The following is a 23042-nucleotide window of genomic DNA, read 5'->3' as shown; positions in this document are numbered from 1 at the left end:
ACAGGGTGTGGGAGAGTAGGACACCGCCGAACACAACTTGAGCCAGACAACCCCCGACCATCACGGTCGGGGGTTGTTTGCATTCGAAACCACCACCCACGCAACAGTATTCACCCCTTTCGTTGAACTGAACGCGCAGGCATCGAGACCTGCACCCCCAGTCCCATCACTCGTCATACGGACCGCCCGTCCCCTCGCCCCAGGGCCGCGAACGCGCGCGCACTCGCCGGACGCGAGCAGAACAGCGACACCAGACTGCGCGCACCCGACAAACGCGTGCGCGTTTGTCGGGCCGTCGAACCGGACCCAACCCCAACAAGCCAACTACTGCCCATCGAAGCTTGGCGATCGATAGTGGGCAAACTTCGATTCTGCAGACGCGCCCGCATTCGCGAGGCGCGTGCAGAATCGTCAGCGACGTCGTGAGCGTTCGACAAACGCGCGCGCATTCGCGAGGGGGACCGGGCACAGGACGGCCGAGTCGTCAGTGATGAAAACGGCAGGGGCACAGTGCACTACACGTACTGAGCCCAGCGATCGGGTGGATCAGGCGTGAACGGATTCGGCCTCGTCTGCGGAAACCTTCACGTCCTTGGGGTTCGCCAGAACTGTCTCTGCGGATCGTCCGCGAAGGGTTACTCGATCACCGAATTCCCAGCGGTCCGCTTCGTTTTCGGCAGCACCGTCTACCGCTGTCTTGGAAGCGAGTATCGCACCGGGAGCGCTCTTGGCCAGTTCCGATAGTCGCGCAGCCTCGTTTACCGGATCGCCGATGACGGTGTACTCGAATCTCGACTTTGCTCCCACATTGCCGGCAACGGCTCGGCCGGCTGCAACGCCGACGGCTGCGCTGCACTCGGGAACTTCGACCAGCAATCGGCGGGCAATGGCACGTGCGGCCGAGAGTGCCGATCCGCAGTGATCCGGAATGTCGTTCGGTGCTCCGAAGATGGCGAGCGCCGCGTCGCCCTCGAATTTGTTGATGAAGCCGCCGTGTTCGTCCACCTCGTCGACGACGACGGCGAAGAAGCGGTTGAGTAAATCCACTACCTCGGTCGGCGGTCGTGAAGCGGCCAATTCGGTGGAGCCCACCAGGTCGATGAAGAACACTGCGATATCGCGCTCCTGGCCCCCGAGTTCACTTTCGGACTGCAGGGCCTTCTCGGCTACTTCGTGTCCGACGTGTCGTCCGAACAGGTCGCGGATCTTCTCTCGATCGCGCACACCGTCGGCCATGCGGTTGAAACCGCTCTGCAGTTCGCCGAGCTCGGTGCCGTCGTACACCGCGAGTCGGACATCCATGTTGCCCTTCTCGACTTCGGCCATGCCCGCCCGCACGTTGTTGATGGGGGAGGTGGTCGCGAAACCGCCCAGGACGGTCAGGGCGAATCCGAAGACGATGGTGATGCCGCCGAGCGCGAGGATGGACACAGCGAGCTGGTTTGCACTGGTCTCGGGTCGAAGGAAGCGGAACACCGCGATCATCATCAGGCCGGAGACCGGAACGCCGGTTCCCAGCAACCACGACAGGATGGAACGCCCCATGACACCGGCGATTCGGATGCGTCGTGGGTCGCCCGCTTGCAGGGCACGAGCCGCGATGGGCCGCAGAGCGAACTCACTGAGCAGGTAGCTGAAGGCACATACAACTGTGCCGCCCGCGGCGATGGTGAACGCCACCTTCGGGATCGCCTGGGGGTCGATGATGCCGTCGATCGTGGTGAGCAGAATCAGTCCACCGGTCCACAGCGCAATCTGCATGCGCGTCAGGCGCCAGGGCATGGCCAGCGTCGCGACCTGCTCGGATCGGGTGGGCTCGCGATCCTCGATGCCCCACCGCAGACTGCTCAGCGCGCGTGTGGTGCCCCAGACGACACCGACCAGGAATGCCAGAAAGACGTACACCGGGACGACGATGAAGTTCACCCACCAGTAGCGGTCCATGTCCAGCACGTTCGGGCCTGGAACGACGACACTGATGAGGACACCGACGATCACCGCACCGATCAGGTTGGACAGGACCAGGAACACCGTCAGCAACAGCTGGATTCGGATCCGGCGTCGGCGCGGCGATTCGGTGGTGTCTCCGAGGAGCCGGGAACCCAGCGGAGCGGCAGATCGTCTGAATTGGGGCATGGTGGTCACAGAGTAACGGCCGTGCTGCCTTATGGTGGTCGAGTGCGTTTAGTTATTGCTCGTTGCCAAGTGGACTACATCGGCCGCCTCACCGCACATCTCCCTTCCGCTCGACGCCTGCTGCTCGTCAAGTCAGACGGATCGGTCAGTGTGCACGCGGACGACAGGGCGTACAAGCCCCTCAACTGGATGTCTCCGCCCTGTTGGATGGTCGAGACCACCGAGGACGAGACCATCAAATGGGTCGTCACCAACAAGGCGGGCGAAGAACTTCGCATCACGATCGACGACGTCGAACTCGATTCCAGTCATGAATTGGGTATCGATCCAGGGTTGGTCAAAGACGGTGTCGAGGCTCATCTGCAGGAGTTGCTCGCAGAACACGTCAACACCCTCGGTGAGGGGTACACCCTGGTGCGGCGTGAATACATGACGGCAATCGGACCGGTGGATCTGTTGTGCCGCAACGCAGATGGTGGCACTGTCGCCGTCGAGATCAAGCGTCGCGGTGAAATCGACGGTGTGGAGCAGTTGACTCGGTACCTCGAACTGCTCAATCGTGATCCGTTGCTGGCACCGGTCAGCGGTGTGTTCGCCGCCCAGGTCATCAAGCCGCAGGCGAAGACTCTGGCCACCGATCGCGGTATACGTTGTCTGACACTCGACTACGACGTTCTCCGCGGCACCGACAGCACCGAGTTCCGGCTCTTCTGACGTCTGTCTGCCGAAGCGGCGCGATTCTCTACACTGGATGCGTGCCTCGTCGCAATCAGCCCCGCAAAGCGAGTCGGAGTGGTCCGAGCAGTCTCGGCCCGGCTACCGATTCCGTCCTGGGCGGCAATCGCGTCGAGGTGGGTCCTGACGGGGACACGTACACGACGCGGATGATTCCCGGTGCCAAGGCCGTCAAGACCTACCGTTGCCCAGGCTGCGATCACGAGGTGCGGCCAGGGGTCGCCCACATCGTGGCGTGGCCGTCGGACGATTTCGGGGGAGCCGACAACCGCAGACATTGGCACACCGGGTGTTGGAGCGGCAGAAACACGCGAGGCCTCACCCGTAGATGGTCCTAGCGGGGGAGGCCGAGCGTGTGCTGCGAAGTCAGGACGCCGAGTCGGCGGATTCCTTCTCTTCGTCGTTGTCCTTCTCGGCCTTCGCCGCAGCCTTCTCTTCTTCTTTCTTGAGGATGGCCGTCGGGTCGGGGTTGTCCAGCAACTCGCTTTCGCGGTTGACCGAGGCCAGCATGGCCGGTACCGAATCGAGCTGGCCCCGGATACCCAGTAGCTGAGCGAGGACGCGGCTTCGCAGCACGCGCAGCTCCTCGGCCAATTCCTTCGAGTGCGCGATACGCCGCTCGGCTTGCTCGCTGGCGGACTGCAGCCGGCGTTCGGCCTCGGTCGTCGCCTCTTCGATACGGCGAGCAGCGTCGGCCTTGCTCGACGCTTCCAGTTCTTCGAGCGCGGTGAGCACCTTGGTGCGGCGCTCGGCCATCGTGATCTCGAAGTCTTCCTGAACCTCGGCGCGCTTGGCCTCGGACTCGGCAGCCAGCTTGTCGCGCTCTGCCTGTGCGGCCTCGACGACGCGCGCAGCCTCGGTGCGTGCCTGCGCCATGGTCTGCTCGTGCTCGGTTTCGAGTGCCGTGCGGCGCTCCTCGAGTTCTGCGACCAACGATTCGTGACGGCTTCGCAGGCGAGTGCTCTCCTGCTGCGCAACCGAGATCATTTCCTCGGACTCCGCATGTGCCTTCGCGCGAACCTCGGAGGCCTCGTCGGACGCCAGTCGCAACATGCGGGAGATGCGATCGCTCATGCCTTCCGCGGTGGTCGGCGGCACCGAGAGACGGTCGATGTCCTTGCGCAGTTCGTCGATCTCGTCGCGAGCGTCGTCGAGTTGCTTGGCCAGATCACGCGCCTGTGCCGCGGCGGCATCACGGTCGGCCGTCGTCAGCCGTAATTCGGCGTCGAATCGCTCGAAGTAGTTGGTGACTTCGTCGCGATCGAACCCCTTCCGAACGATGGAAAAGGGAAGTTGCACCGTGGAAGTGCGTTCATGATCGATGGCCATGGCCGTCAATTTACCGGTGAGTCAAGTGGAGAGCCATACGGCGTAATCACCGAGTTCGGTCAGTGCGCGTTGTGGTTCGGTTCGACCAGTTCGATCAGTACTCCGCCTGCGTCCTTGGGGTGGACGAAGTTGATACGCGAATCGGCAGTACCGCGGCGGGGAGCGTCGTAGAGCAACCGAACGCCGCGGGCGCGCAACTCGGAGGAGATCTCCTCGATGTCGGTGACCCGGTACGCCAACTGTTGGAGTCCGGGGCCGTTTCGGTCGATGAACTTCGCGATGGTCGAGGATTCGTCGATAGGCGCGAGCAACTGCAGTGCTGCCGACTTTTCGTCTGCCCCGGGGAACGAGAGCATCGCCTCGCGCACGCCTTGTTCCTCGTTGACTTCCTCGTGCACCGCAACCATGCCCAGGTGGTCGGTGTACCAGGCGATTGCGGCATCGAGATCGGGTACCGCGACACCGACGTGGTCGATAGCCGTTACCAGGTCGGAGCGGAGTGGGGCGCCCGTGTAAGACTGCGTGCTGGAGGTCATGGACAAGACGTTAGCGTCAGCTGCGTCACGGTGTTCCGCCAGGCTGGTATCGGCAGGGAGCCTGGCGAGCGTTGATCTCCACAAGGCCGTCTTCACACTTTCGGAGGAAATCGTGACCACAACAGTCATCGTCGCCGGTGCTCGTACGCCCGTCGGGCGCTTCTCGGGTGCGCTCAAGGACTTCTCGGGTTCCGACCTCGGCGGAATTGCCATCAAGGGCGCACTCGAGAAGGCCGGCGTCGCTCCGGATCAGGTCGACTACGTCATCATGGGCCAGGTCCTCACTGCGGGTGCCGGGCAGATCCCGGCCCGACAGGCCGCCGTCGCTGCAGGTATCCCGATGACCGTTCCGGCCCTGACGATCAACAAGGTGTGTCTCTCCGGCGTCGACGCCATCGCGCTCGCTGATCAGCTCATTCGCGCGGGGGAGTTCGAGATCGTCGTCGCCGGCGGCCAGGAATCGATGACCCAGGCACCGCACATGCTGGAGAAGTCGCGGGCGGGATTCAAGTACGGCGATGTCACCATGCGCGACCACCTCGCGTACGACGGCTTGTACGACATCTTCACCGATCAGGCCATGGGTGCGCTCACCGAGCAGCGCAATCAGAGCTCGGAGGCAATCAGCCGTGAGGAGCAGGACACCTTCGCGGCCGCATCGCATCAGAAGGCTGCCGCGGCGTGGAAGAACGGGGTCTTCGACGACGAGGTAGTGCCCGTGTCGATTCCGCAGCGCAAGGGTGAGCCCATCCAGTTCACTGCCGACGAAGGAATCCGGGCCGACACCACGGTCGATTCCCTCGGCAAGCTTCGCCCCGCGTTCGACAAGGCGGGCACGGTCACTGCCGGATCCGCGTCGCAGATTTCCGACGGTGCCGCCGCCGTCGTCGTGATGAGCAAGGACAAGGCCGAGTCGCTCGGTTTGACCTGGCTCGCCGAGATCGGCGCGCACGGTGTGGTGGCCGGCCCCGACTCCACCCTGCAGTCGCAGCCCGCTCGCGCCATCGCCAAGGCCTGCGCGAAGGAAGGCATCGACCCGAAGGACCTCGACGTCGTCGAAATCAACGAGGCGTTCGCAGCGGTCGGAATCGCGTCGACGCGTGAGCTCGGCATCGATCCGGAGATCGTCAACGTCAACGGCGGGGCGATTTCGATCGGTCATCCCCTCGGAATGTCGGGCGCTCGCATCGCACTGCACCTGGCTCTCGAGCTGCAGCGGCGAGGTGGCGGAGTGGGTGCCGCAGCATTGTGCGGCGGCGGCGGACAGGGCGATGCGCTCATCGTTCGAGTCCCGAAAAGCTGAGTCGGTAGTGGCTCTGGTCCGATGAGACCAGAGCCACTACGTTCTGTCGTAGCAAACCGGGCACAATAGCGGGCATGACGAATTTCTTCGACCTGAGCAGCACGGCCAAACGCTTCCGTTTCATTGCCGTGCTCGAAGCGTTCACCTGGCTCGGACTACTGGTCGGCATGGCGTTCAAGTATCTGCCGGCCGACGGCAACGAAATCGGCGTGAAGATCTTCGGGCCTATCCACGGTGCGGTGTTCATCGTGTATCTTGCCGTTGCCGTCCTGACGGCGGTGAAGCTCAAGTGGGACATCAAGGCCACGCTGCTGGCGCTGGTCGCGGCATTCCCGCCGTTCGGCACCGTGGTCTTCGAGATCTGGGCCGTGCGTACCGGACGCCTTGCCGAGCTGAGCACCGGCCGACCCGCAGCCGACGCGAAGGTTCTGTCCTGACCGCCCGCCAGTGGATGACACATCGCGTTAGTGACAAACTGTAGGGCGTGACTCGACCCGGTTCCCGTCCTCCTGTCCGCCCGTCGGCCGCCGTCCCCGCATCCATTGCCGGAGCCGTCGACCTGTCCGTTCTCAAGGACCGTCCGGCACCTGCTCCCGCTGCCGAAGCCAGTGGCGATGCGGGAGGGTTGGCTCCGATCGTCGACGTGACCACGGCCAATTTCGAAGCCGAGGTTCTGCAGCGATCGATGCAGGTACCGGTCATCGTCGACCTGGGATCGGCTCGGTCGCCGCAGTCCCAGGCGTTGACGCGTCAGCTCGGGCAACTTGCCGTCGAGGCCGGCGGCACGTGGATACATGCTCGCGTCGATGTCGACTCCAATCCGCAGATCGCACAGGCATTCGGCGTGCAGGCCATTCCCACGGTGGTTGCAGTCGCGGGTGGGCAACCGCTCGCCGATTTCCAGGGCACGCAATCCGACGAGCAGTTGCGTCAGTGGCTGCAGGCCGTCGAGCAGGCAACCGCCGGAAAGCTGTCCGGTCCACCCGGGTCGGCTCCCGCCGCCGAGCCGGAACCCGAGATCGAGGATCCGCGCATCGTCGCTGCGGAAGAGGCGATCGACGAGGGTGACTTCGACAAGGCAGCGGCGGCGTATCAGGCCATCATCGACGCCGAGCCGAAGAACACCGACGCGGTCGCCGCGTTGCGTCAGGTCAAGTTCCTGGCTCGGGTGCAGAACGTTGCACCCGATGCCGTCGAGGTGGCCGACGCCGATCCCGCCAACGTGCAGGCCCGGATCGATGCGGCGGATGCCGAAATGGCTGGGCAGCAGCCGGAACAAGCTTTCGCACGGCTCATCGACGGAATCAAGATCAGTGCAGGAGACGACCGCACGGCCCTGCGTACCCGCCTACTGGAGCTGTTCGAGTTGTTCGACGCCGCCGATCCTCTGGTGGTCTCGGCGCGTCGCAAACTCGCGTCCGCTCTGTACTGAATCCCTCAGCTGTAGCGCGAATCGCACAGGGGCTTGCCGCCGAGAACTCCCGAGCGGAACGCGTCGACTCGGGAGAAGCCGGACGGCAGCGTTGTTCCATTGACGTCGCTGGCGGCCAATCCGTCGCTGAGCAGGCCTGAGACGGCCTCGTCGAGATCGCCGGGGGAGAGCCGGATTTCGAGAGCGGCCTCGTTGGATTCGGCGCTCAACGCTGCGGTGATGACCCCGGACAGGCATGCGGATCGAAGTGCGGTCTGCGGATCGTCGAGCGTCTGGCCCGCTTCCCTCTGTAATGCGAGGGTGTAGCGAGACGCGAACAGTACGTACGCGCTGTAGTCACCGGATACGTTGAGTGGCAGGATGTCTCCGCGCTGAGGTGTCTCGGGTTGCCCTATTTCGGCCAGGTCCTCCACATCGACACCGATGGTGTTGCTCGACGGGCAGTACGACACCGGAGAGGTGGCCTCGGCGTCCGTGCACCCGGTGTCCGATCCTGAGTAGTCCACGGTCGGCGTCTCGGCAGCGGGAAGTACCGTCTCGAACGACCGTGTGAACGCTTCGAGCGAGTCCTCGGTGACCGGTAGCTCGCCGGAATCGTCGGCGCTGTCGAACTTCTGCGGCAACGACGCTCGGCGTGAATCGATTTCGGCCTCGTCGATGCGTGTGCAGGCAGCTGCACCGTCGGTGAACCCGATCTGTACGGCAGTCACTCGCTCGAATGCGGACCCGTGTACCGATTCGGGATCGTTGGGGTCCACGTCGCGCACCGCGACGGTCGCAGCAAGAACACCGTTGAGTCCATCCGAGGTGTTGATGGTGAAGTGCGGCGAATCGCCCTCTGCGACATGGCGGATGAATGCGCCGGCGAAACAGTCGGCTTGCTGCTCGGCCACGATGGTCGGGGTGTCGTCGCCGACGAGTCCCGACTGATGCTGGATCGCGTGGCCGTATTCGTGCGCGATCACCATGACCACCGACATCGGCCCGAACGCGTCGACCAACGCCGGAAGCAGAATGGTGCGGTCCCACCCGATCGAGTCGTCGCGGGTGCAATACGCGGCATTGGGGACTCCACCGGTTCTGTCTCCACAGAACCGGATGCCGGATCCCTCGTCCTCCGACGCATCCCACGAGGTCAATGTCGAGACCGGAGTGAACGAGCCCTTGAACAGGGCCGGATACTGCTCGGCCCAGAACTGCTGGATGTCGTCGATCGCGTTGGTTGCCAAGATGTCCGAGTCGGTGCCTTCGGCATTCTCGACGGCGATGGTCGAATCCGGCACTCCCGGCCGCGGTCCGCTCGGTCCGCTGGTGACCGGGAGACCGGCGACCGTGAACGGATTCTCGTAAATCGACACTGCGTTACCGCCGACGGTGGCACCGCACGATGTCAACAGTAGTAACCCTGCAGTGGCGGCCGCAGCCAGAAGTCGTGGTCTGCGGCCGCCGGTCATCTACTGCTCCAATTTGATCCAGATCGCCCCGTTGGCGGGAAGTGCAACCTGGCCTGATGCCGGTCGACCGTGCCACGAGTGCGATGTTGCCGTCACTTCACCCAGGTTGCCCATTCCGGAGCCGCCGTACTCCGTTGCATCGGTGTTGAGGATCTCGATCCAACGGCCTGGTTCCGGTAGTCCCACACGATAGCTGCCGTGCTCGGAACCGGAGAAGTTGAAAATACACGCGACGACCGAACCGTCGGAGCCGTACCTCAGAAAGCTGAGCACGTTGTTCTCGGTGTCGTTGGCGTCGATCCACGAGTAGCCACTGGGCGAGGTGTCCAGCGTCCACAGTGCCGGATGCGACCGGTACGTCGAGTTCAGATCTGCGACAAGCGATTTCACACCTCGGTGCAACGGCTCCTCGTCGATCTGGTACCAGTCCAGGCCTCGCTCCTCGGACCATTCGCGAGTCTGACCGAACTCCTGGCCCATGAACAGCAACTGCTTGCCCGGATGTGCCCACATGTAGGCAAGCATTCCGCGCAGCCCTGCGGCCTTGGCGTAGTCGTCACCGGGCATGCGGGTCCACAGCGTGCCCTTGCCGTGCACCACCTCGTCGTGGCTGATGGGCAGCAGGTAGTTCTCGCTCCACGCGTAGACGAGCGAGAACGTGATCTCGTGGTGGTGGTAGCTGCGGTGGATGGGATCGCGCCCGACGAAGCCGAGGGTGTCGTGCATCCACCCCATGTTCCACTTCATGTTGAACCCGAGCCCGCCGACGTTCGTCGGGCGAGTGACGCCGGGCCACGCGGTCGACTCCTCGGCGACGGTGACGACTCCGCGGTGCTTCTTGTGCACCGTGGCGTTCATCTCCTGCAGGAAGGACACCGCTTCGAGGTTTTCTCGGCCACCGTAGATGTTGGGCGACCAGCCGCCCTCGGGACGCGAGTAGTCCAGGTACAGCATCGAGGCGACGGCGTCGACGCGCAGTCCGTCGATGTGGAATTCGTCGATCCAGTAGAGCGCGTTCGCGACCAGGAAGTTGCGGACCTCGCGTCGGCCGAAGTCGAAAACCAGTGTGCCCCAGTCGAGTTGCTCGCCTCGCTGCGGGTCTCCGTGCTCGTAGAGCGGCCCACCGTCGAAGCGGGCGAGGGCCCATTCGTCCTTGGGGAAGTGGGCGGGGACCCAGTCGACGATGACGCCGATGCCGGCGCTGTGCAGGTGATCGACGAAGAACCGGAAGTCGTCCGGACTGCCGAACCTGGACGTCGGTGCGTAGTAGGACGTCACCTGATAGCCCCAGGATCCGCCGAACGGGTGCTCGGCGACGGGGAGCAACTCCACGTGCGTGAAGCCGGTCTCGATGATGTACTCGGCCAGTTGCTCGGCCAGCTCCCGGTAACCCAGGCCCGGTCGCCACGACGCCAGATGGATCTCGTAGACGCTCATCGGAGCCTGCGTGGGTTCGATGCCGGCTCGGGTGTCGAGCCACTTCTCGTCGTTCCAGGTGTACGTCGACGCGGTCACGACCGACGCGGTGGAGGGCGGAACCTCGGTGGCAAAGGCCATCGGGTCGGCCTTGTCCTTCACCGAACCGTCGGAGCCGTGGACGCGGAACTTGTACAGGGCACCGGGTTCGATGTTCGGGACGAACAGCTCCCAGACTCCGGTGGAGCCTAGGACGCGCATCGGCCAACTACGGCCGGTCCACCCGTCGAAGTCGCCCACCAGCGTGACGCCCTGGGCGGCAGGGGCCCACACCGCGAACGAGGTGCCGGTGACGGGACCATCGGGAGTGGCGTACGACTGCTGGTGCGCTCCGAGGATGTCCCACAGACGCTCGTGGCGACCTTCGCCGAACAGGTGCAGGTCGAGTTCACCGAGGGTCGGTAGGAACCGGTACCCGTCGGCAGATTCGGACACGTGCCCACCTGGCCAGGTGACCACGAGCCGGTAATCGATCAGGTCCTCGACCGGCACCAGCGCAGAGAAGAGGCCGTGGGCGACGTGGGTCAACTCGTGGTCGACGCCTCCGACGCGCGCGATCACTTTCTCCGCGTCGGGCTTCAGCGCACGAATCGCGGTTCCGCCCGGCACGGGGTGCGCGCCGAGCACGGAGTGCGGGTTGTAGTGCCGACCAGCGGCGAGGAGATCGAGGTCGTTGTCGGACGGGGCTGCGACGGTGTCTTCGGGCGTCGTCGGATTCTTGGTCACGTTGAATCCACTCACTTTCGGTTGCCGCGGTAGGCCAGTTCGATTCGTGCCGGATAGGGAATGTGGGGGAGCGTGAATATGTGCGCCACCGAGGTCCAGGGCTCGAGTCGGACGAAGTTGGTGTGGCCCCAGTCGTAATGGATGCCGCTCACCTCGTCCTTGATCGTCAGGGTGTCCTGCCAGTCGTGACCGAGCGCGGGCATGTCCAGATGGACGGTGCCCTCCTCGGCTCCGAACGGGTTGAGGTTGATGACCACCAACACCGAGTCGCCGGTCTGCGGATCGAACTTGGAGTATCCGATCAGCGCTTCGTTGTCGATCGTGTGGAAATGGATGTTGCGCAGTTGCTGCAGGGCCGGATGCGCACGGCGGATGGAATTGAGGGTGGTGATCCACGGCTCCAGCGATTCGCCGCGGGCGAGCGCACCCTCGAAGTCGCGCGGTCGCAACTGGTACTTCTCGGAGTCCAGATACTCCTCGCTGCCCTCGCGCACGGCCTGATGTTCGTACAGCTCGTACCCGGAGTACACGCCCCACGTCGGAGCCAGGGTGGCGGCCAGAGCTGCTCGCAGAGCGAACATTCCGGGTCCTCCGTGTTGCAGGCTCTCGTGCAGAATGTCCGGGGTGTTGACGAACAGGTTCGGCCGCGCGTCGTCGGCGCGTCGGGCATGCTCCTCGGCGAACTCGGTCAGCTCCCACTTCGCGGTACGCCACGTGAAGTACGTGTACGACTGCGTGAACCCACGTTGCGCGAGACCGTACATGCGTACCGGCCGGGTGAACGCCTCGGCCAGGAACAGCACGTCCGGATCGGTCTTCTTGACCTCGGCGATGAGCCACTCCCAGAAGTCCGGTGGCTTGGTGTGTGGATTGTCGACTCGGAAAATCTTGACGCCCAACGAGATCCAGTATCGGACCACGCGTAGCACTTCCTCGTAGATGCCACGACGGTCGTTGTCGAAATTGATCGGGTAGATGTCCTGGTACTTTTTCGGCGGATTCTCGGCGTACGCGATGGTGCCGTCCGGCAACACGGTGAACCACTCCGAATGTGTTGCGGCCCATGGATGATCCGGAGCGGCCTGCAGGGCCAGATCGAGCGCCACTTCGAGGCCGTGCTCTCGCGAGGCGTCGACGAACGCACGGAAGTCGTCCTCGGTTCCCAGCTCGGGATGGATCGCGTCGTGCCCGCCGTCCTTGGATCCGATCGCCCACGGCGAACCGACGTCCTCGGGGCCCGGAGTCAACGTGTTGTTCGGGCCCTTGCGGTTGATCGTGCCGATCGGGTGGATCGGAGGCAGGTAGACGATGTCGAAGCCCATGCGCGCGATGCGCGGTAACTGCTCGATGGATGTCGCGAACGTGCCGTGCCGCGGTGATCCGTCCTCGTTCCACCCTCCCGTGGAGCGCGGGAAGAACTCGTACCAGGCACCGTTGAGGGCCAGGTTTCGGTCGACCCACACGTTCACGGCCCGCGATCTGGTCACCAGCTCGCGCAGCGGGTGCTGGAACAGCAGCTCGGTGACCGACGATGCGAACGCCGAGGACACCCGCGCGGGCAGCGGGCGGTCGGTGTCGCGCAGGCCGGCGGCGACGTCGGCGAGCAGCTGCCTGCTCTCCGCAGGAACGCCGGTGGCAGCGCGGAGGAACAGGCGCGCCCCGATTTCGAGGTCGTTGGCGAGTTCGTGGGCGCTCTGGCCCACTCCGAGCTTCGCCTCGACGGCGTGGCGCCAGGTGCTGATCGGATCGCTCCACGCCTCGATACGGCAGATCCAGTAGCCGGGCCGGGAAGGGACGAACACCGCGTCGAACGTGTCCGGCTCGTGGCCGGGCGTCATCGGGATGCGTTCGAGCTTGCCTCCCGGTCCACGCACCGACAGCGTCGCGGCCACTGCGTCGTGACCCTCGCGCCAGACGTCGGCGGAAACTGGAAACGTCTCGCCCACCACCGCTTTCGCGGGGTATTTCCCGGTCGTCGTATCTGGAAGGACATTGTCGATACCAAGTCGACCTGTCACTTCACACTCCATTCTTCGTTAGAGGTATGGCTGCGCGGGCGCAACCTCTGATCGAACCGATATTTGGTGTGCTTCTACTCGTCAACCGTAGTGCAGCAGCGCAGATGGCGCGTGCGCCGACGCATACTGACCGCGACGGGCGCACGAGGAAATTTTCGCCGAGCGCCCCATCGACACAGGTATCCGTGGGTAGGGTTCGGCTCTGTGAAAGCCTTGCGTCGATTCACCGTCCGAGCCCACCTTCCCGCCCGTTTGAATGCCCTCGCCGAGCTGTCGACAAACCTCAGGTGGTCGTGGCATTCGGCCACGCAGGATCTTTTCGAGCACATCGATCCGCTGCTGTGGACCGAACTCGAACGCGATCCGGTGGCCGTGCTCGGTGCCGTCGCACCCGGCCGGCTCGAAGAACTCGCCGAAGACGCATCGTTCCTGGCCGAACTGGACGCCGCCGAGGCGGATCTACACGACTACCTCGCCCGACCCCTCTGGTACCAGAACGAGCTCGCCGAGGGGCGAGCTCTGCCGTCGGGCATCGGTTATTTCTCGATGGAGTTCGGGGTCACCGAGGTACTGCCGAACTACTCGGGTGGGCTCGGCATTCTGGCCGGCGACCACCTGAAGGCGGCGTCGGATCTCGGTCTACCGCTGATCGGCGTCGGACTGCTCTACCGCTCGGGGTACTTCCGGCAATCGCTGACGGCCGACGGCTGGCAGGCCGAGCGTTACCCGTCCCTGGACCCGCACGGTCTGCCGCTACGACTGCTCACCGACGACAACGACTCACCGGTGTTGATACACGTGTCGATGCCGGGGTCGCGCGTGCTGCGGGCCCGCGTGTGGATCGCTCAGGTGGGACGCGTTCCGCTGCTGCTGCTCGATTCCGACATCGCCGACAACGATCCCGAGCTCAGAGGAGTCACCGACCGCCTGTACGGAGGCGATCAGGACCACCGCATCAAGCAGGAGATCCTCGCCGGTATCGGCGGAGTACGCGCGATCAGGGCCTACACGCGCGCGCACGGTCTGCCCGATCCCGAGGTGTTCCACATGAACGAGGGCCACGCCGGCTTCCTCGGGGTCGAACGCATCCGTGAACTCGTCACCGGTAGCGGGTTGGACTTCGATTCGGCGTTGGCCGCCGTCCGGGCGGGCACGGTGTTCACCACCCACACCCCGGTGCCTGCCGGCATCGACAGGTTCCCCGCCGATCTGGTGCGGCACTACTTCGGCGGTAGCGACGGTGCACCGGACTCGGCCCTGTTGCCGGGATTGCCGATGAGCCGAATTCTGGCGCTGGGCGGCGAGAGTGATCCGTCGGTGTTCAACATGGCGCACATGGGCCTTCGCTTGGGGCAGCGCGCCAACGGAGTGTCGAAGCTGCACGGAATCGTCAGCCGCGCGATGTTCAACGGCCTGTGGCAAGGATTCGACGCGTCGGAGGTGCCGATCGGATCGGTGACCAACGGTGTCCATGCGCCGACGTGGGCGGCGCGGGAATGGGCCGAGGGGGAGGCCGAGACAGGTGGGCCGTTGTCCTCGGAGCAGGTGTGGTCCACTCGAAACGCGTTGCGTGCGCAGTTGGTGGACGAAGTGCGCCGAAGGGTGCGCCGTTCGGCTCTCGAGCGAGGGTCGACCGAGGCCGAAATCAGTTGGACTGCAAATGTTTTCGACCCCGACGTGTTGACCGTCGGCTTTGCTCGACGCGTACCGACGTACAAGCGTCTGACGCTCATGCTGCGCGAACCCGAGCGATTGCGGGCGATGTTGCTCGATCCCGTCCGCCCGGTTCAGCTGGTGGTAGCCGGAAAATCGCATCCGGCCGACGACGGAGGAAAGGCGCTCATTCAGCAGATCGTCAAGTTCGCCGACGAGGCCGATGTACGACACCGCATCGTGTTCCTGCCCGACTACGACATGTCCATGGCGCGTTTTCTGTACTGGGGTTGCGACGTGTGGCTGAACAATCCGCTGCGACCGCTCGAGGCCTGCGGTACGTCCGGAATGAAGTCGGCGCTCAACGGCGGCCTCAATCTGTCGATTCGCGACGGATGGTGGGACGAGATGTACGACGGCGAAAACGGGTGGGCGATCCCGACGGCCGACGGCATCACCGACGACAATCGCCGCGACGATCTGGAAGCCGCTGCCCTCTACGAATTGCTCGAGCAGGCGGTGCTGCCGAAATTCTACGATCGCGGGGAGGACGGTGTGCCGGCTCGCTGGATCGAGATGGTGCGGCACACACTGGAACAGCTGGGACCGAAAGTGTTGGCCTCGCGCATGGTTCAGGACTACACACTCGGCTACTACGCGCCCGCTGCGCACTCCGCCCGGGCGGTGTCGTCCGACGGCTACCACGGCGCGAAGGATGTTGCGTCGTACCGCGGCCGCGTCGAGCAGGCGTGGCGCAACGTGAAAGTCACCCGAGTCGACAGCGAGGGGTTGCCTGACACCCCCGTCATCGGTGCCGAACTGTCGCTGCGCGCCATCGTCGACCTCGGCGGTATGGAACCCGGTGCCGTCGTGGTGCAGACCGTGGTGGGACGCGTCGACGAGGGCGAGGACCTCAGCGACATTCGCACCACCGAGATGTCGCACGTGGGCAGTGAGGGCGGCGAGCACGTGTACGCGGGCGAGACGCGGCTACCGCACAGTGGAGCGGTGGGCTACACGGTGCGGGTGTTGCCGCGGCACCACGGGCTTGCCTCCGATTCCGAGCTCGGTCTGGTGTCGACGCCGTAGGGGGCAGCTACTTTCCGGCCAGGCGGGTGAGGGCCTTGCGGACCACCTCCGGGTCGGAGGTCTCCCAGAACGGCGGCAAGGACGCGCGCAGATAGCCGCCGTACCGGGCGGTCGCCAGGCGCGAATCGAGCACGGCGACAACACCTTTGTCGTCGACGCTACGGAGCAGTCGACCGACGCCCTGCGCCAGTAACAGGGCAGCGTGGTTGGCGGCCACCGCGAGAAAGCCGTTGCCGCCACGTGATTCGACGGCCTGCTGCCGAGCCACCAGTAGCGGATCGTCGGGCCGGGGGAACGGAATTCGATCCAGGATCACCAGGCTCAGCGACGGACCGGGCACATCGACGCCCTGCCACAGCGACAGCGTCCCGAACAGTGAGGTGGCCTCGTCGTCGGCGAACTTCTGCACCAGTGCGCCGGTGGAATCGTCACCCTGGCAGAGGATCGGGGTGTCGAGTCGTTCGCGCATCTCCTCTGCCGCGGCCTTGGCGGCGCGCATCGACGAGAACAGCCCGAGCGTCCGACCACCGGCTGCCTCGACGAGCGATTCGATCTCGTCGAGCGAGGACTTGGACAGGCCGTCGCGTCCGGGCGGAGACAGATGTTTGGCGATGTACATGATGCCGGCGCGAGCGTGATCGAACGGCGAGCCCACGTCCAACGAATTCCAGCGAATGGATCCGTTGTCCGAGGGTGGTTCCACTCCCGACGCCATGGCTGTGTCACTGCGGGAGGGCTTCTCTGCGGGCAGGCCCCAATTGACGGCCAGGCCGTCGAAGGATCCGCCGACGGTGAGCGTCGCCGAGGTCAGCACCACGGTGGATTCGGCGAACAACCGTGCGCGCAGCAGCCCGCCCACCGAGAGCGGAGCAATGCGAACGGTGCGTTTGACATTTCCTCGGAAATCGTCGACGGCGTGCCAGACGACGTCCTTGCGCTTGGCCGGGTCGGGCTCGTCGAAGGCAGTGAGCACTCGTACGGCGCTGTCGTGCACCTCGTCGACTGCCACGAGTGCTGCGCTCCGGGCCGCGGCGGCCTCGGGATCACTGCCCGCCATGCCCTGTTTGTTCGGGCCGATCGCGGTGCGCACGGCCCAGGCGGCGTCGCGGACGGACGCCAGGGCCGGTCCGACGCCGTCGGGAAGGGACTGCCATCGACCGGGCGGTAGTTCGTCCAGAATCGCGGCCCAGTTCTCGGCAGCTCCTTCGAGCTGATCGACGGTCTCTTCCTCGATGAGCTTGGCGCTACGGCGTGCGGCCGCGGTGACGGTGGCGGCCGAAAGCTCTTCAGTAGCAACGCCGGTCACTCGGTCGACCAATTCGTGGGCCTCGTCGACGACCACGACGTCGTGCTCGGGCAGGATCTGAATTCCGGTGATCGCGTCGATGGCGAGCAGCGCGTGGTTGGTCACGACCACGTCGACCTGTGCGGCCTCGGTGCGGGCGCGCTCGGCGAAGCAGTCCTCGCCGACGGGGCACCGCGATTTCCCGAGGCACTCGCGAGCGGTGACGCTGACCTGACGCCACGCCTGGTCGCTCACGCCGGGCACCACGTCGTCGCGATCTCCCGTTTCGGTCTCCGAGGACCACTTGGTCAGCCGGACCACCTCGCGGCCCATCCGCGAGACGGCGAACGGGTCGAACAACTCCGCGTCCGGTGCCTCCTGTGCGGCACCGGTGTGAATCTTGTTCATGCACAGATAATTGTTGCGGCCCTTGAGGATCGCGAACTTCGGACGCCGACCCACAGCTTCGGTCAGTGCGTCGGACAGACGTGGAAGGTCGCGGTCGACCAACTGTCGCTGCAGCGCGATCGTGGCCGTCGAGACGATGACGGTCTTCCCCGATTCGACCGCATGCCTGATGCTGGGCACGAGATACGCGAGGGACTTGCCGGTGCCCGTGCCCGCCTGCACCGCGAGATGTTCACCGGTGTCGATCGAATGCGCCACGGCAGAGGCCATCGTCAGCTGATTGCTGCGTTCCTTGCCACCGAGCGAGTGCACCGCAACCTGCAGGAGAGCGGGAACGGTGGGCAACTCGGTCTTCGACGGCACCGAAGCAGACTACTGCCGATCGCCCACCGGGTTCGGCACCGACACCGCCCCTAGCCCAGGGCGAACCGGGTCGGTATCGCCGGTTCGCCCTGGGACAGGGCGAGCCCCTCCCACGGCAGGCTGACCAGGCGTCGCGCGAGGAGGTCCCGGCCCTCGGCAAGGGTCGGTAGGTCGGAGACGCGCCGGCCGCCACGCATCAGCGGCGTGGTCAACGTCTCCACCGTCAGACCGTCCTCGACCGTCGGGGCAGCGTCGAACGGGTGCACTATTTCCTCGACTGCCGTACCGGTCCCACGCGCGGTCCGCAGCGCTGCCTTGGTACCCCCGCGCGATTCCTTGTGACTGCTGCGCTTGGCGACGGGAATGCCGTCGACGGTGACCAGCTTGTAGACCATTCCTGCCGTCGGCGCGCCCGAACCGGTGACCAGCGACGTGCCGACGCCGTACGAATCGACGGGTTCTGCACGCAGCGCGGCGATCGCGTACTCGTCGAGGTCTCCGGAGACGACGATCCGCGTGTTCGGCGCACCGAGAGCGTTCAATTGGGCGCGGACCTGACGGGCGAGGACACCGAGGTCGCCGGAGTCGATGCGGACACCACCGAGCTCCGGACCGGCCACCTCGATCGCGTTGGCCACGCCCTGCTTGATGTCGTAGGTATCGACCAGCAGTGTCGTTCCCACCCCGAGCGCTCGGACCTGAGCGGCAAAAGCGGCCTTCTCGTCGGGGCCGTCGGCGGTGGTGTGCAGCAGCGTGAACGAGTGGGCCGACGTGCCTGCTCCGGGGACGCCGTGGCGTCGGACTGCTTCGAGGTTGGAGGTCGCGGTGAAGCCGGCCAAGTAGGCCGCGCGCGATGCCGCGACCGCCGCCTCCTCGTGGGTGCGCCGCGATCCCATTTCGATGATCGGCCTGGCCTCGGCGGAGGCGACCATGCGCGCTGCCGCAGAGGCGATTGCGCTGTCGTGATTGAGAATCGACAGCACCACGGTTTCCAGGACCACGCACTCGGCGAACGTGCCGCGGACCGTCAGGACGGGGGAGCCGGGAAAGTACAGCTCGCCCTCGCGGTAACCGTCGATGTCGCCGGTGAAGCGGTAGTTGCGCAGCCACTCGACGGTGTCGGCGTCGAGAAACTTCGACACGACACGCAGCTCGTCCGGGCCGAATCGGAAACGATCGACGGCGTCGAGAATGCGCTCGGTGCCGGCCACGACGCCGTATCGGCGGCCGCCGGGTAGCCTGCGGGCGAAGACCTCGAAACTGCACGGTCTGTCTGCATAGCCGCTGGCCAGGGCCGCGGACAGCATCGTGTACTCGTACTGGTCGGTCAGCAGTGCAGTGCTGGCTCCGTCGCTGGAAAGCGTGTGATCGGTGGTCGCGTCATTGCTCACCTCGATCACACTACGAGCGCAGGGGCGAACGTGTGGGGTCGGCCCGACACGCCGTACCCTGTTGCCATGCCTTGGTTGACGGTGGATGGATCGCTTCTGCCCGTGGACGGCTTCTCGGCACTCGAAGTCGCGGCGGCGTCGCCGCAGGCGGTGCCGGCCGAAACCGAGGCCGTTGCTGCCGACGAAGCGCACGACACTCCGTGGGTCACCATCGTGTGGGACGACCCGGTCAACTTGATGCACTACGTGACCTACGTGTTCCAGAAGCTCTTCGGCTACAGCAAGGCCAAGGCCACCGAGTTGATGATGCAGGTGCACTCCGAGGGCAAGGCGGTCGTGTCGAGCGGCGAGCGCGATGCGATGGAGAACGACGTCAAAAGGCTGCACGCGGCGGGCCTGTGGGCCACCATGCAACAGGACAAGTAGTCAGCAGTTCGCCACCTCTACGTCAGAGAAGGACATCACCGACAGTGCGCACGTGGACGAGACGGAATTCGTTGTCCGGGGTCAAGATCAAGTCCGAGATCGACGCTCGTGAGGCGGCGGTGCTCAAGTCCCTGGTCGCATCCGTTCTCGGCCTGCTACGCGATCGTTCCGCCGCGGCACCCACCGACGAGCTCGCTGCGCTGACCGGGCTGCGTACCGGCCACAACAGCCCGCCGGACGATGCAGCGCTGGCCCGGCTGCTGCCGGACTTCCACCGCGCCGATCCCGAACACGACGATCAGGATCCGGCCGATCTGAACGGTGCCCTCCGCGGGTTGCACGAGCCCGAGATCATCGACGAGAAGTTGGCTGCCGGGGCAGTGATCCTCGCGACCCTGCCCGATTCCGGCGGAAAGATCGTGCTCACCCAGGAACAGGCCGATGCGTGGTTGACGGGTCTCAACGACGTGAGGCTGGCGCTCGGGACCACACTGGGCATCAGTGCGGACACTCCTGACGTACTCGACGAGGGCGATCCTCGTGCTCCCCATCTGGACGTGTACCACTGGTTGACCTGGATGCAGGATTCCCTCGTCCAGGTCCTCGTTCCCTAGGGTGCCGACGTGACCGCAGCCTTCTCGAAGCCCGGCCCCCGGGACTGCTTGACCGATGTGGCCGGTCTGTTGGTCGGCCATCATCACGAACTCGACGACGACGCCGCAATGGGGTCCGGTTCGGCCACCGGCTGCACTGTGGTGCGCGTTCTCGGTGGGGCGACGGCGGCCGTCGACGTGCGAGGCGGCGGACCGGGAACACGCGAGACCGATCTGCTCGATCCGAGCCATTCGGTTCAGCAGGTCGACGCGATCCTGTTGACCGCGGGCAGTGCGTACGGGCTTGCGGCCGCCGACGGCGTCATGCGGTGGCTCGAAGAGCACGAACAGGGCATCCCGATGGGCAGTCCGGCTCACGTCGTGCCGATCGTGCCGGCTGCGGTGATCTTCGACCTTCCGGTCGGCGACTGGGCCGCGCGCCCGACCGCGGATTTCGGCTACCGTGCTGCGGCCACGGCGGCGACCGAGTTCGCGACGGGATCGGTCGGGGCAGGAGTCGGTGCTCGCGCCGGCGTGCTCAAAGGTGGGGTGGGCACCGCGAGCACGGTGATCGAGGGCGGTCCGGCCGACGGAGTGACGGTCTCGGCGCTGATGGTCGCCAACCCTGTGGGCGCGGTGTTCGATCCGCGCACCGGGTTGTTGTGGGGCACCGGCACGCTGGGGCCTGCGGAATTCGGCATGCGCAGTCCCGACGTCGACGAGGTGCGGACCGCGGCGGCGCTCGAACCCAAGGCCACTGCTCTGAACACCACGATCGGAGTGGTTGCGACGGATGCGCCGCTGTCGTCGGCGTCGTGCAAGCGAATAGCCGTCGCGGGTCACGACGGACTCGCGCGGGCCATCAGACCTGCGCACTCGCCACTCGACGGCGACACCGTCTTCGCCGTGTCCACGGGCACCAGGGCCGTCACCGCCGAGTCCTCTGTGCCCGCAGCATTCTCCCCGGAACTACCGGTGTTGGCGGCGGTCACCGAAGCCGCGGCGATCGTCGTCGAGCGAGCCATCGTCCGGGCCCTGCTCGACGCCACGTCGGTGGCCGGCATCCCCACCTATCGCCAGATCTTCCCCTCCGCATTCACGGCGTCGCGTCTCTGACCGGCAGGTAGCCGCTACCGGTACCGTGGAGAGACCGAGGTTGGAGGCGATCATGAGTGAGACCGGCAAGCTTCCCGGTGAGCGAGTGCGGCCCGCGTGGATGCAGGCAGCCGTCTTCGTCGGAGGATTCGTGGCGCTGCTGTGGATCATCGAGATCATCGACGTCGCGAGCGGTTCACGGCTCGAGCAGAACGGTATCGAGCCTCGTTCCGCCGACGGCTTGTGGGGCATCCTGTTCGCGCCCGTGCTGCACGACGACTGGCAGCACCTGATCGCCAACACGGTTCCCCTGATCGTGCTCGGATTCCTGGTGTTGCTCTCGGGCATCGCGCGTGGTCTGGCTGCCACCGGGATCGTCTGGGTGATCGGCGGCGTCGGTACCTGGCTCACGGCCGGCACCTACAGCAACACGATCGGCGCGTCGATTCTGATCTTCGGCTTCATCACGTACCTGCTCGTTCGTGGATTCTTCACTCGACACCTCGGCCAGCTCGCGATCGGGGTCGTGGTGTTCGTGCTGTACGGCAGCGCGCTGTGGGGCGTGCTGCCGAGCGATCCGAACATCTCCTGGCAGGGCCATCTGTTCGGCGCAGTGGGTGGGGTCGTCGCAGCTCGGCTGCTGTCCGCCGACGCCCGGGCCGACAGAGCGCGCGCCAGAGCACTCGATCGTCCCACTCCGTAGGCGGTAGGTAACCGCGAGCACAGCTGTGTTCGGGCGTGAAATTCGCCGACTCGCGCGGTCAATACTGCCCGAACGTTTCGAGTGACGCGCTCGGCGTGGCAGCATGGCTTACATGCGAATTACCGTCCTGGGATGTTCGGGCAGTGTGTCCGGACCCGATTCACCCGCGTCGGGTTACCTCCTGGAAGAAGAGGAGACCGCGCCGGTCGTTCTCGATTTCGGGCCCGGCGTCCTCGGGGCGTTGCAGCGTTATGTCGATCCGGGTGACGTGAGCGTTCTGCTTTCGCATCTGCACGCCGATCACTGCCTCGATGTTCCCGGTCTGCTCGTGTGGCGTCGCTACCATCCGAACCCGCCGGAAGGGCGCGCGATCGTCTACGGACCGAAGGACACTGCGTTTCGGCTCGGAGTGGCGTCGGCCGAGTGCGGCGGTCAGATCGACGACATGTCCGACACCATAGATCTACGCCGCTGGGTGGACGGCCGGACCATCGAATTCGGACAGCTGTCGATTCTGACCCGGCAGGTGTTCCATCCGCCGGAGTCGTACGGCATGCGGGTCACCACCGGTGGCGGAAAGACATTCGCGTACAGCGGCGACACCGGTATGTGCCGGGCGGTGCAGGATCTGGCTCAGGGTGCCGATGTCTTTCTCTGCGAGGCGTCGTGGACCGACAGCCCGGATCGGCCCGAGGGCGTCCACCTGTCCGGTATCGAGGCCGGTCGCATCGCTCGGGAAGCCGGAGTGGGGGAGCTGCTGCTCACCCACATTCCGCCCTGGACGTCTCGCGAGGATGTCATAGCCGAGGCGAAGGCAGAGTTCAGCGGACCGGTGCATGCCGTCGAGCCAGGGGACGCCTTCACCGTATGACGACGCGCTAGGCTTCGAGG

Annotated in this window: 19 protein-coding genes; 11 read left to right on the top strand and 8 right to left on the bottom strand. The window is 65.3% G+C overall.

The genetic code is table 11. The features are described 5' to 3' along the window. Positions 1-546 precede the first annotated feature (546 nt). On the bottom strand, positions 547-2136 hold the full coding sequence (locus VF34_RS10045; RefSeq protein WP_032399528.1) for an adenylate/guanylate cyclase domain-containing protein: 1590 nt from the start codon (positions 2134-2136) through the stop codon (positions 547-549). 42 nt (positions 2137-2178) lie between these two features. On the opposite strand from VF34_RS10045, the gene nucS reads away from it, so the two are divergent. Both nucS and VF34_RS25560 read left to right on the top strand, forming a co-directional pair. After that, positions 2179-2850 carry an endonuclease NucS gene (gene nucS, locus VF34_RS10040; RefSeq protein ID WP_027497682.1) on the top strand — a complete coding sequence of 224 codons (672 nt, stop codon included), beginning with the start codon at positions 2179-2181 and terminating at the stop codon, positions 2848-2850. A gap of 41 nt (positions 2851-2891) precedes the next feature. Beyond that, positions 2892-3209: an ATP/GTP-binding protein gene (locus VF34_RS25560; RefSeq protein ID WP_072692233.1), complete on the top strand. Its 318-nt coding sequence runs from the start codon at positions 2892-2894 to the stop codon at positions 3207-3209. 28 nt (positions 3210-3237) lie between these two features. Here the strand turns inward: VF34_RS25560 and VF34_RS10035 are convergent, their stop codons facing one another. Next, positions 3238-4200: a coiled-coil domain-containing protein gene (locus tag VF34_RS10035; RefSeq protein WP_045841326.1), complete on the bottom strand. Its 963-nt coding sequence runs from the start codon at positions 4198-4200 to the stop codon at positions 3238-3240. A 59-nt stretch (positions 4201-4259) separates the two neighbouring features. Next, on the bottom strand, positions 4260-4736 hold the full coding sequence (gene mce / locus VF34_RS10030) for a methylmalonyl-CoA epimerase (protein ID WP_045841325.1): 477 nt from the start codon (positions 4734-4736) through the stop codon (positions 4260-4262). A 112-nt stretch (positions 4737-4848) separates the two neighbouring features. Between mce and VF34_RS10025 the strand changes: the two genes are divergently transcribed. The 3 genes from VF34_RS10025 to VF34_RS10015 all read left to right on the top strand — a co-directional run bounded on the left by VF34_RS10025 (position 4849) and on the right by VF34_RS10015 (position 7471). After that, the gene (locus VF34_RS10025) at positions 4849-6039 is read left to right on the top strand and encodes an acetyl-CoA C-acetyltransferase (RefSeq protein WP_032374515.1); all 1191 of its coding nucleotides are present in this window, start codon (positions 4849-4851) and stop codon (positions 6037-6039) included. 65 nt (positions 6040-6104) lie between these two features. Continuing rightward, a complete protein-coding gene (locus tag VF34_RS10020; protein ID WP_196249283.1) occupies positions 6105-6476 on the top strand; it encodes a DUF3817 domain-containing protein in 372 nt (123 codons plus the stop codon). Positions 6477-6523: 47 nt separating this feature from the next. Continuing rightward, positions 6524-7471, top strand: a complete 948-nt coding sequence (locus VF34_RS10015) for a tetratricopeptide repeat protein (protein WP_231578208.1) — start codon at positions 6524-6526, stop codon at positions 7469-7471. 5 nt (positions 7472-7476) lie between these two features. On the opposite strand, the gene VF34_RS10010 is transcribed toward VF34_RS10015, so the two are convergent. The 3 genes from VF34_RS10010 to VF34_RS10000 are packed head-to-tail and all read right to left on the bottom strand — an operon-like array spanning position 7477 to position 13145. Next, positions 7477-8925 (bottom strand): neutral zinc metallopeptidase, encoded by a 1449-nt coding sequence (locus tag VF34_RS10010; protein WP_045841324.1) that lies wholly within the window; start codon positions 8923-8925, stop codon positions 7477-7479. Next, complete coding sequence (gene glgB, locus VF34_RS10005; RefSeq protein ID WP_032368540.1) at positions 8926-11127, bottom strand: 1,4-alpha-glucan branching protein GlgB; 2202 nt, start codon at positions 11125-11127, stop codon at positions 8926-8928. It abuts the gene before it with no gap. A gap of 11 nt (positions 11128-11138) precedes the next feature. Beyond that, on the bottom strand, positions 11139-13145 hold the full coding sequence (locus VF34_RS10000) for a maltotransferase domain-containing protein (RefSeq protein WP_027497674.1): 2007 nt from the start codon (positions 13143-13145) through the stop codon (positions 11139-11141). Positions 13146-13349: 204 nt separating this feature from the next. Between VF34_RS10000 and glgP the strand changes: the two genes are divergently transcribed. Beyond that, positions 13350-15887 (top strand): alpha-glucan family phosphorylase, encoded by a 2538-nt coding sequence (glgP, locus tag VF34_RS09995; protein ID WP_045841323.1) that lies wholly within the window; start codon positions 13350-13352, stop codon positions 15885-15887. 7 nt (positions 15888-15894) lie between these two features. Here glgP and VF34_RS09990 read toward each other — a convergent pair whose 3' ends face one another. Then, positions 15895-17943: an ATP-dependent DNA helicase gene (locus VF34_RS09990; RefSeq protein ID WP_032370157.1), complete on the bottom strand. Its 2049-nt coding sequence runs from the start codon at positions 17941-17943 to the stop codon at positions 15895-15897. A gap of 50 nt (positions 17944-17993) precedes the next feature. Continuing rightward, positions 17994-19250 (bottom strand): nicotinate phosphoribosyltransferase, encoded by a 1257-nt coding sequence (locus tag VF34_RS09985; RefSeq protein WP_230590992.1) that lies wholly within the window; start codon positions 19248-19250, stop codon positions 17994-17996. A gap of 150 nt (positions 19251-19400) precedes the next feature. On the opposite strand from VF34_RS09985, the gene clpS reads away from it, so the two are divergent. From clpS to VF34_RS09960, 5 genes are all read left to right on the top strand, one after another. After that, positions 19401-19760 (top strand): ATP-dependent Clp protease adapter ClpS, encoded by a 360-nt coding sequence (clpS, locus tag VF34_RS09980; RefSeq protein WP_228139244.1) that lies wholly within the window; start codon positions 19401-19403, stop codon positions 19758-19760. A 44-nt stretch (positions 19761-19804) separates the two neighbouring features. Continuing rightward, on the top strand, positions 19805-20374 hold the full coding sequence (gene aosR, locus VF34_RS09975) for an oxidative stress transcriptional regulator AosR (protein ID WP_027497669.1): 570 nt from the start codon (positions 19805-19807) through the stop codon (positions 20372-20374). A 9-nt stretch (positions 20375-20383) separates the two neighbouring features. Beyond that, positions 20384-21469, top strand: coding sequence for a P1 family peptidase (locus VF34_RS09970; RefSeq protein ID WP_032370158.1), 1086 nt, complete (start codon positions 20384-20386; stop codon positions 21467-21469). Positions 21470-21569: 100 nt separating this feature from the next. Next, positions 21570-22151 (top strand): rhomboid family intramembrane serine protease, encoded by a 582-nt coding sequence (locus VF34_RS09965; RefSeq protein ID WP_371128990.1) that lies wholly within the window; start codon positions 21570-21572, stop codon positions 22149-22151. A gap of 112 nt (positions 22152-22263) precedes the next feature. Further along, positions 22264-23022, top strand: coding sequence for a cyclic nucleotide-degrading phosphodiesterase (locus tag VF34_RS09960; RefSeq protein WP_196248936.1), 759 nt, complete (start codon positions 22264-22266; stop codon positions 23020-23022). The last annotated feature ends 20 nt before the right edge of the window (positions 23023-23042 follow it).

The organism is Rhodococcus sp. PML026 (genome assembly GCF_000963615.1).
GTDB lineage: Bacteria > Actinomycetota > Actinomycetes > Mycobacteriales > Mycobacteriaceae > Rhodococcoides > Rhodococcoides fascians.
The sequence above is the reverse complement of the archived record's forward strand: the minus strand, read 5'-3'. Positions and strand labels throughout refer to the sequence as shown.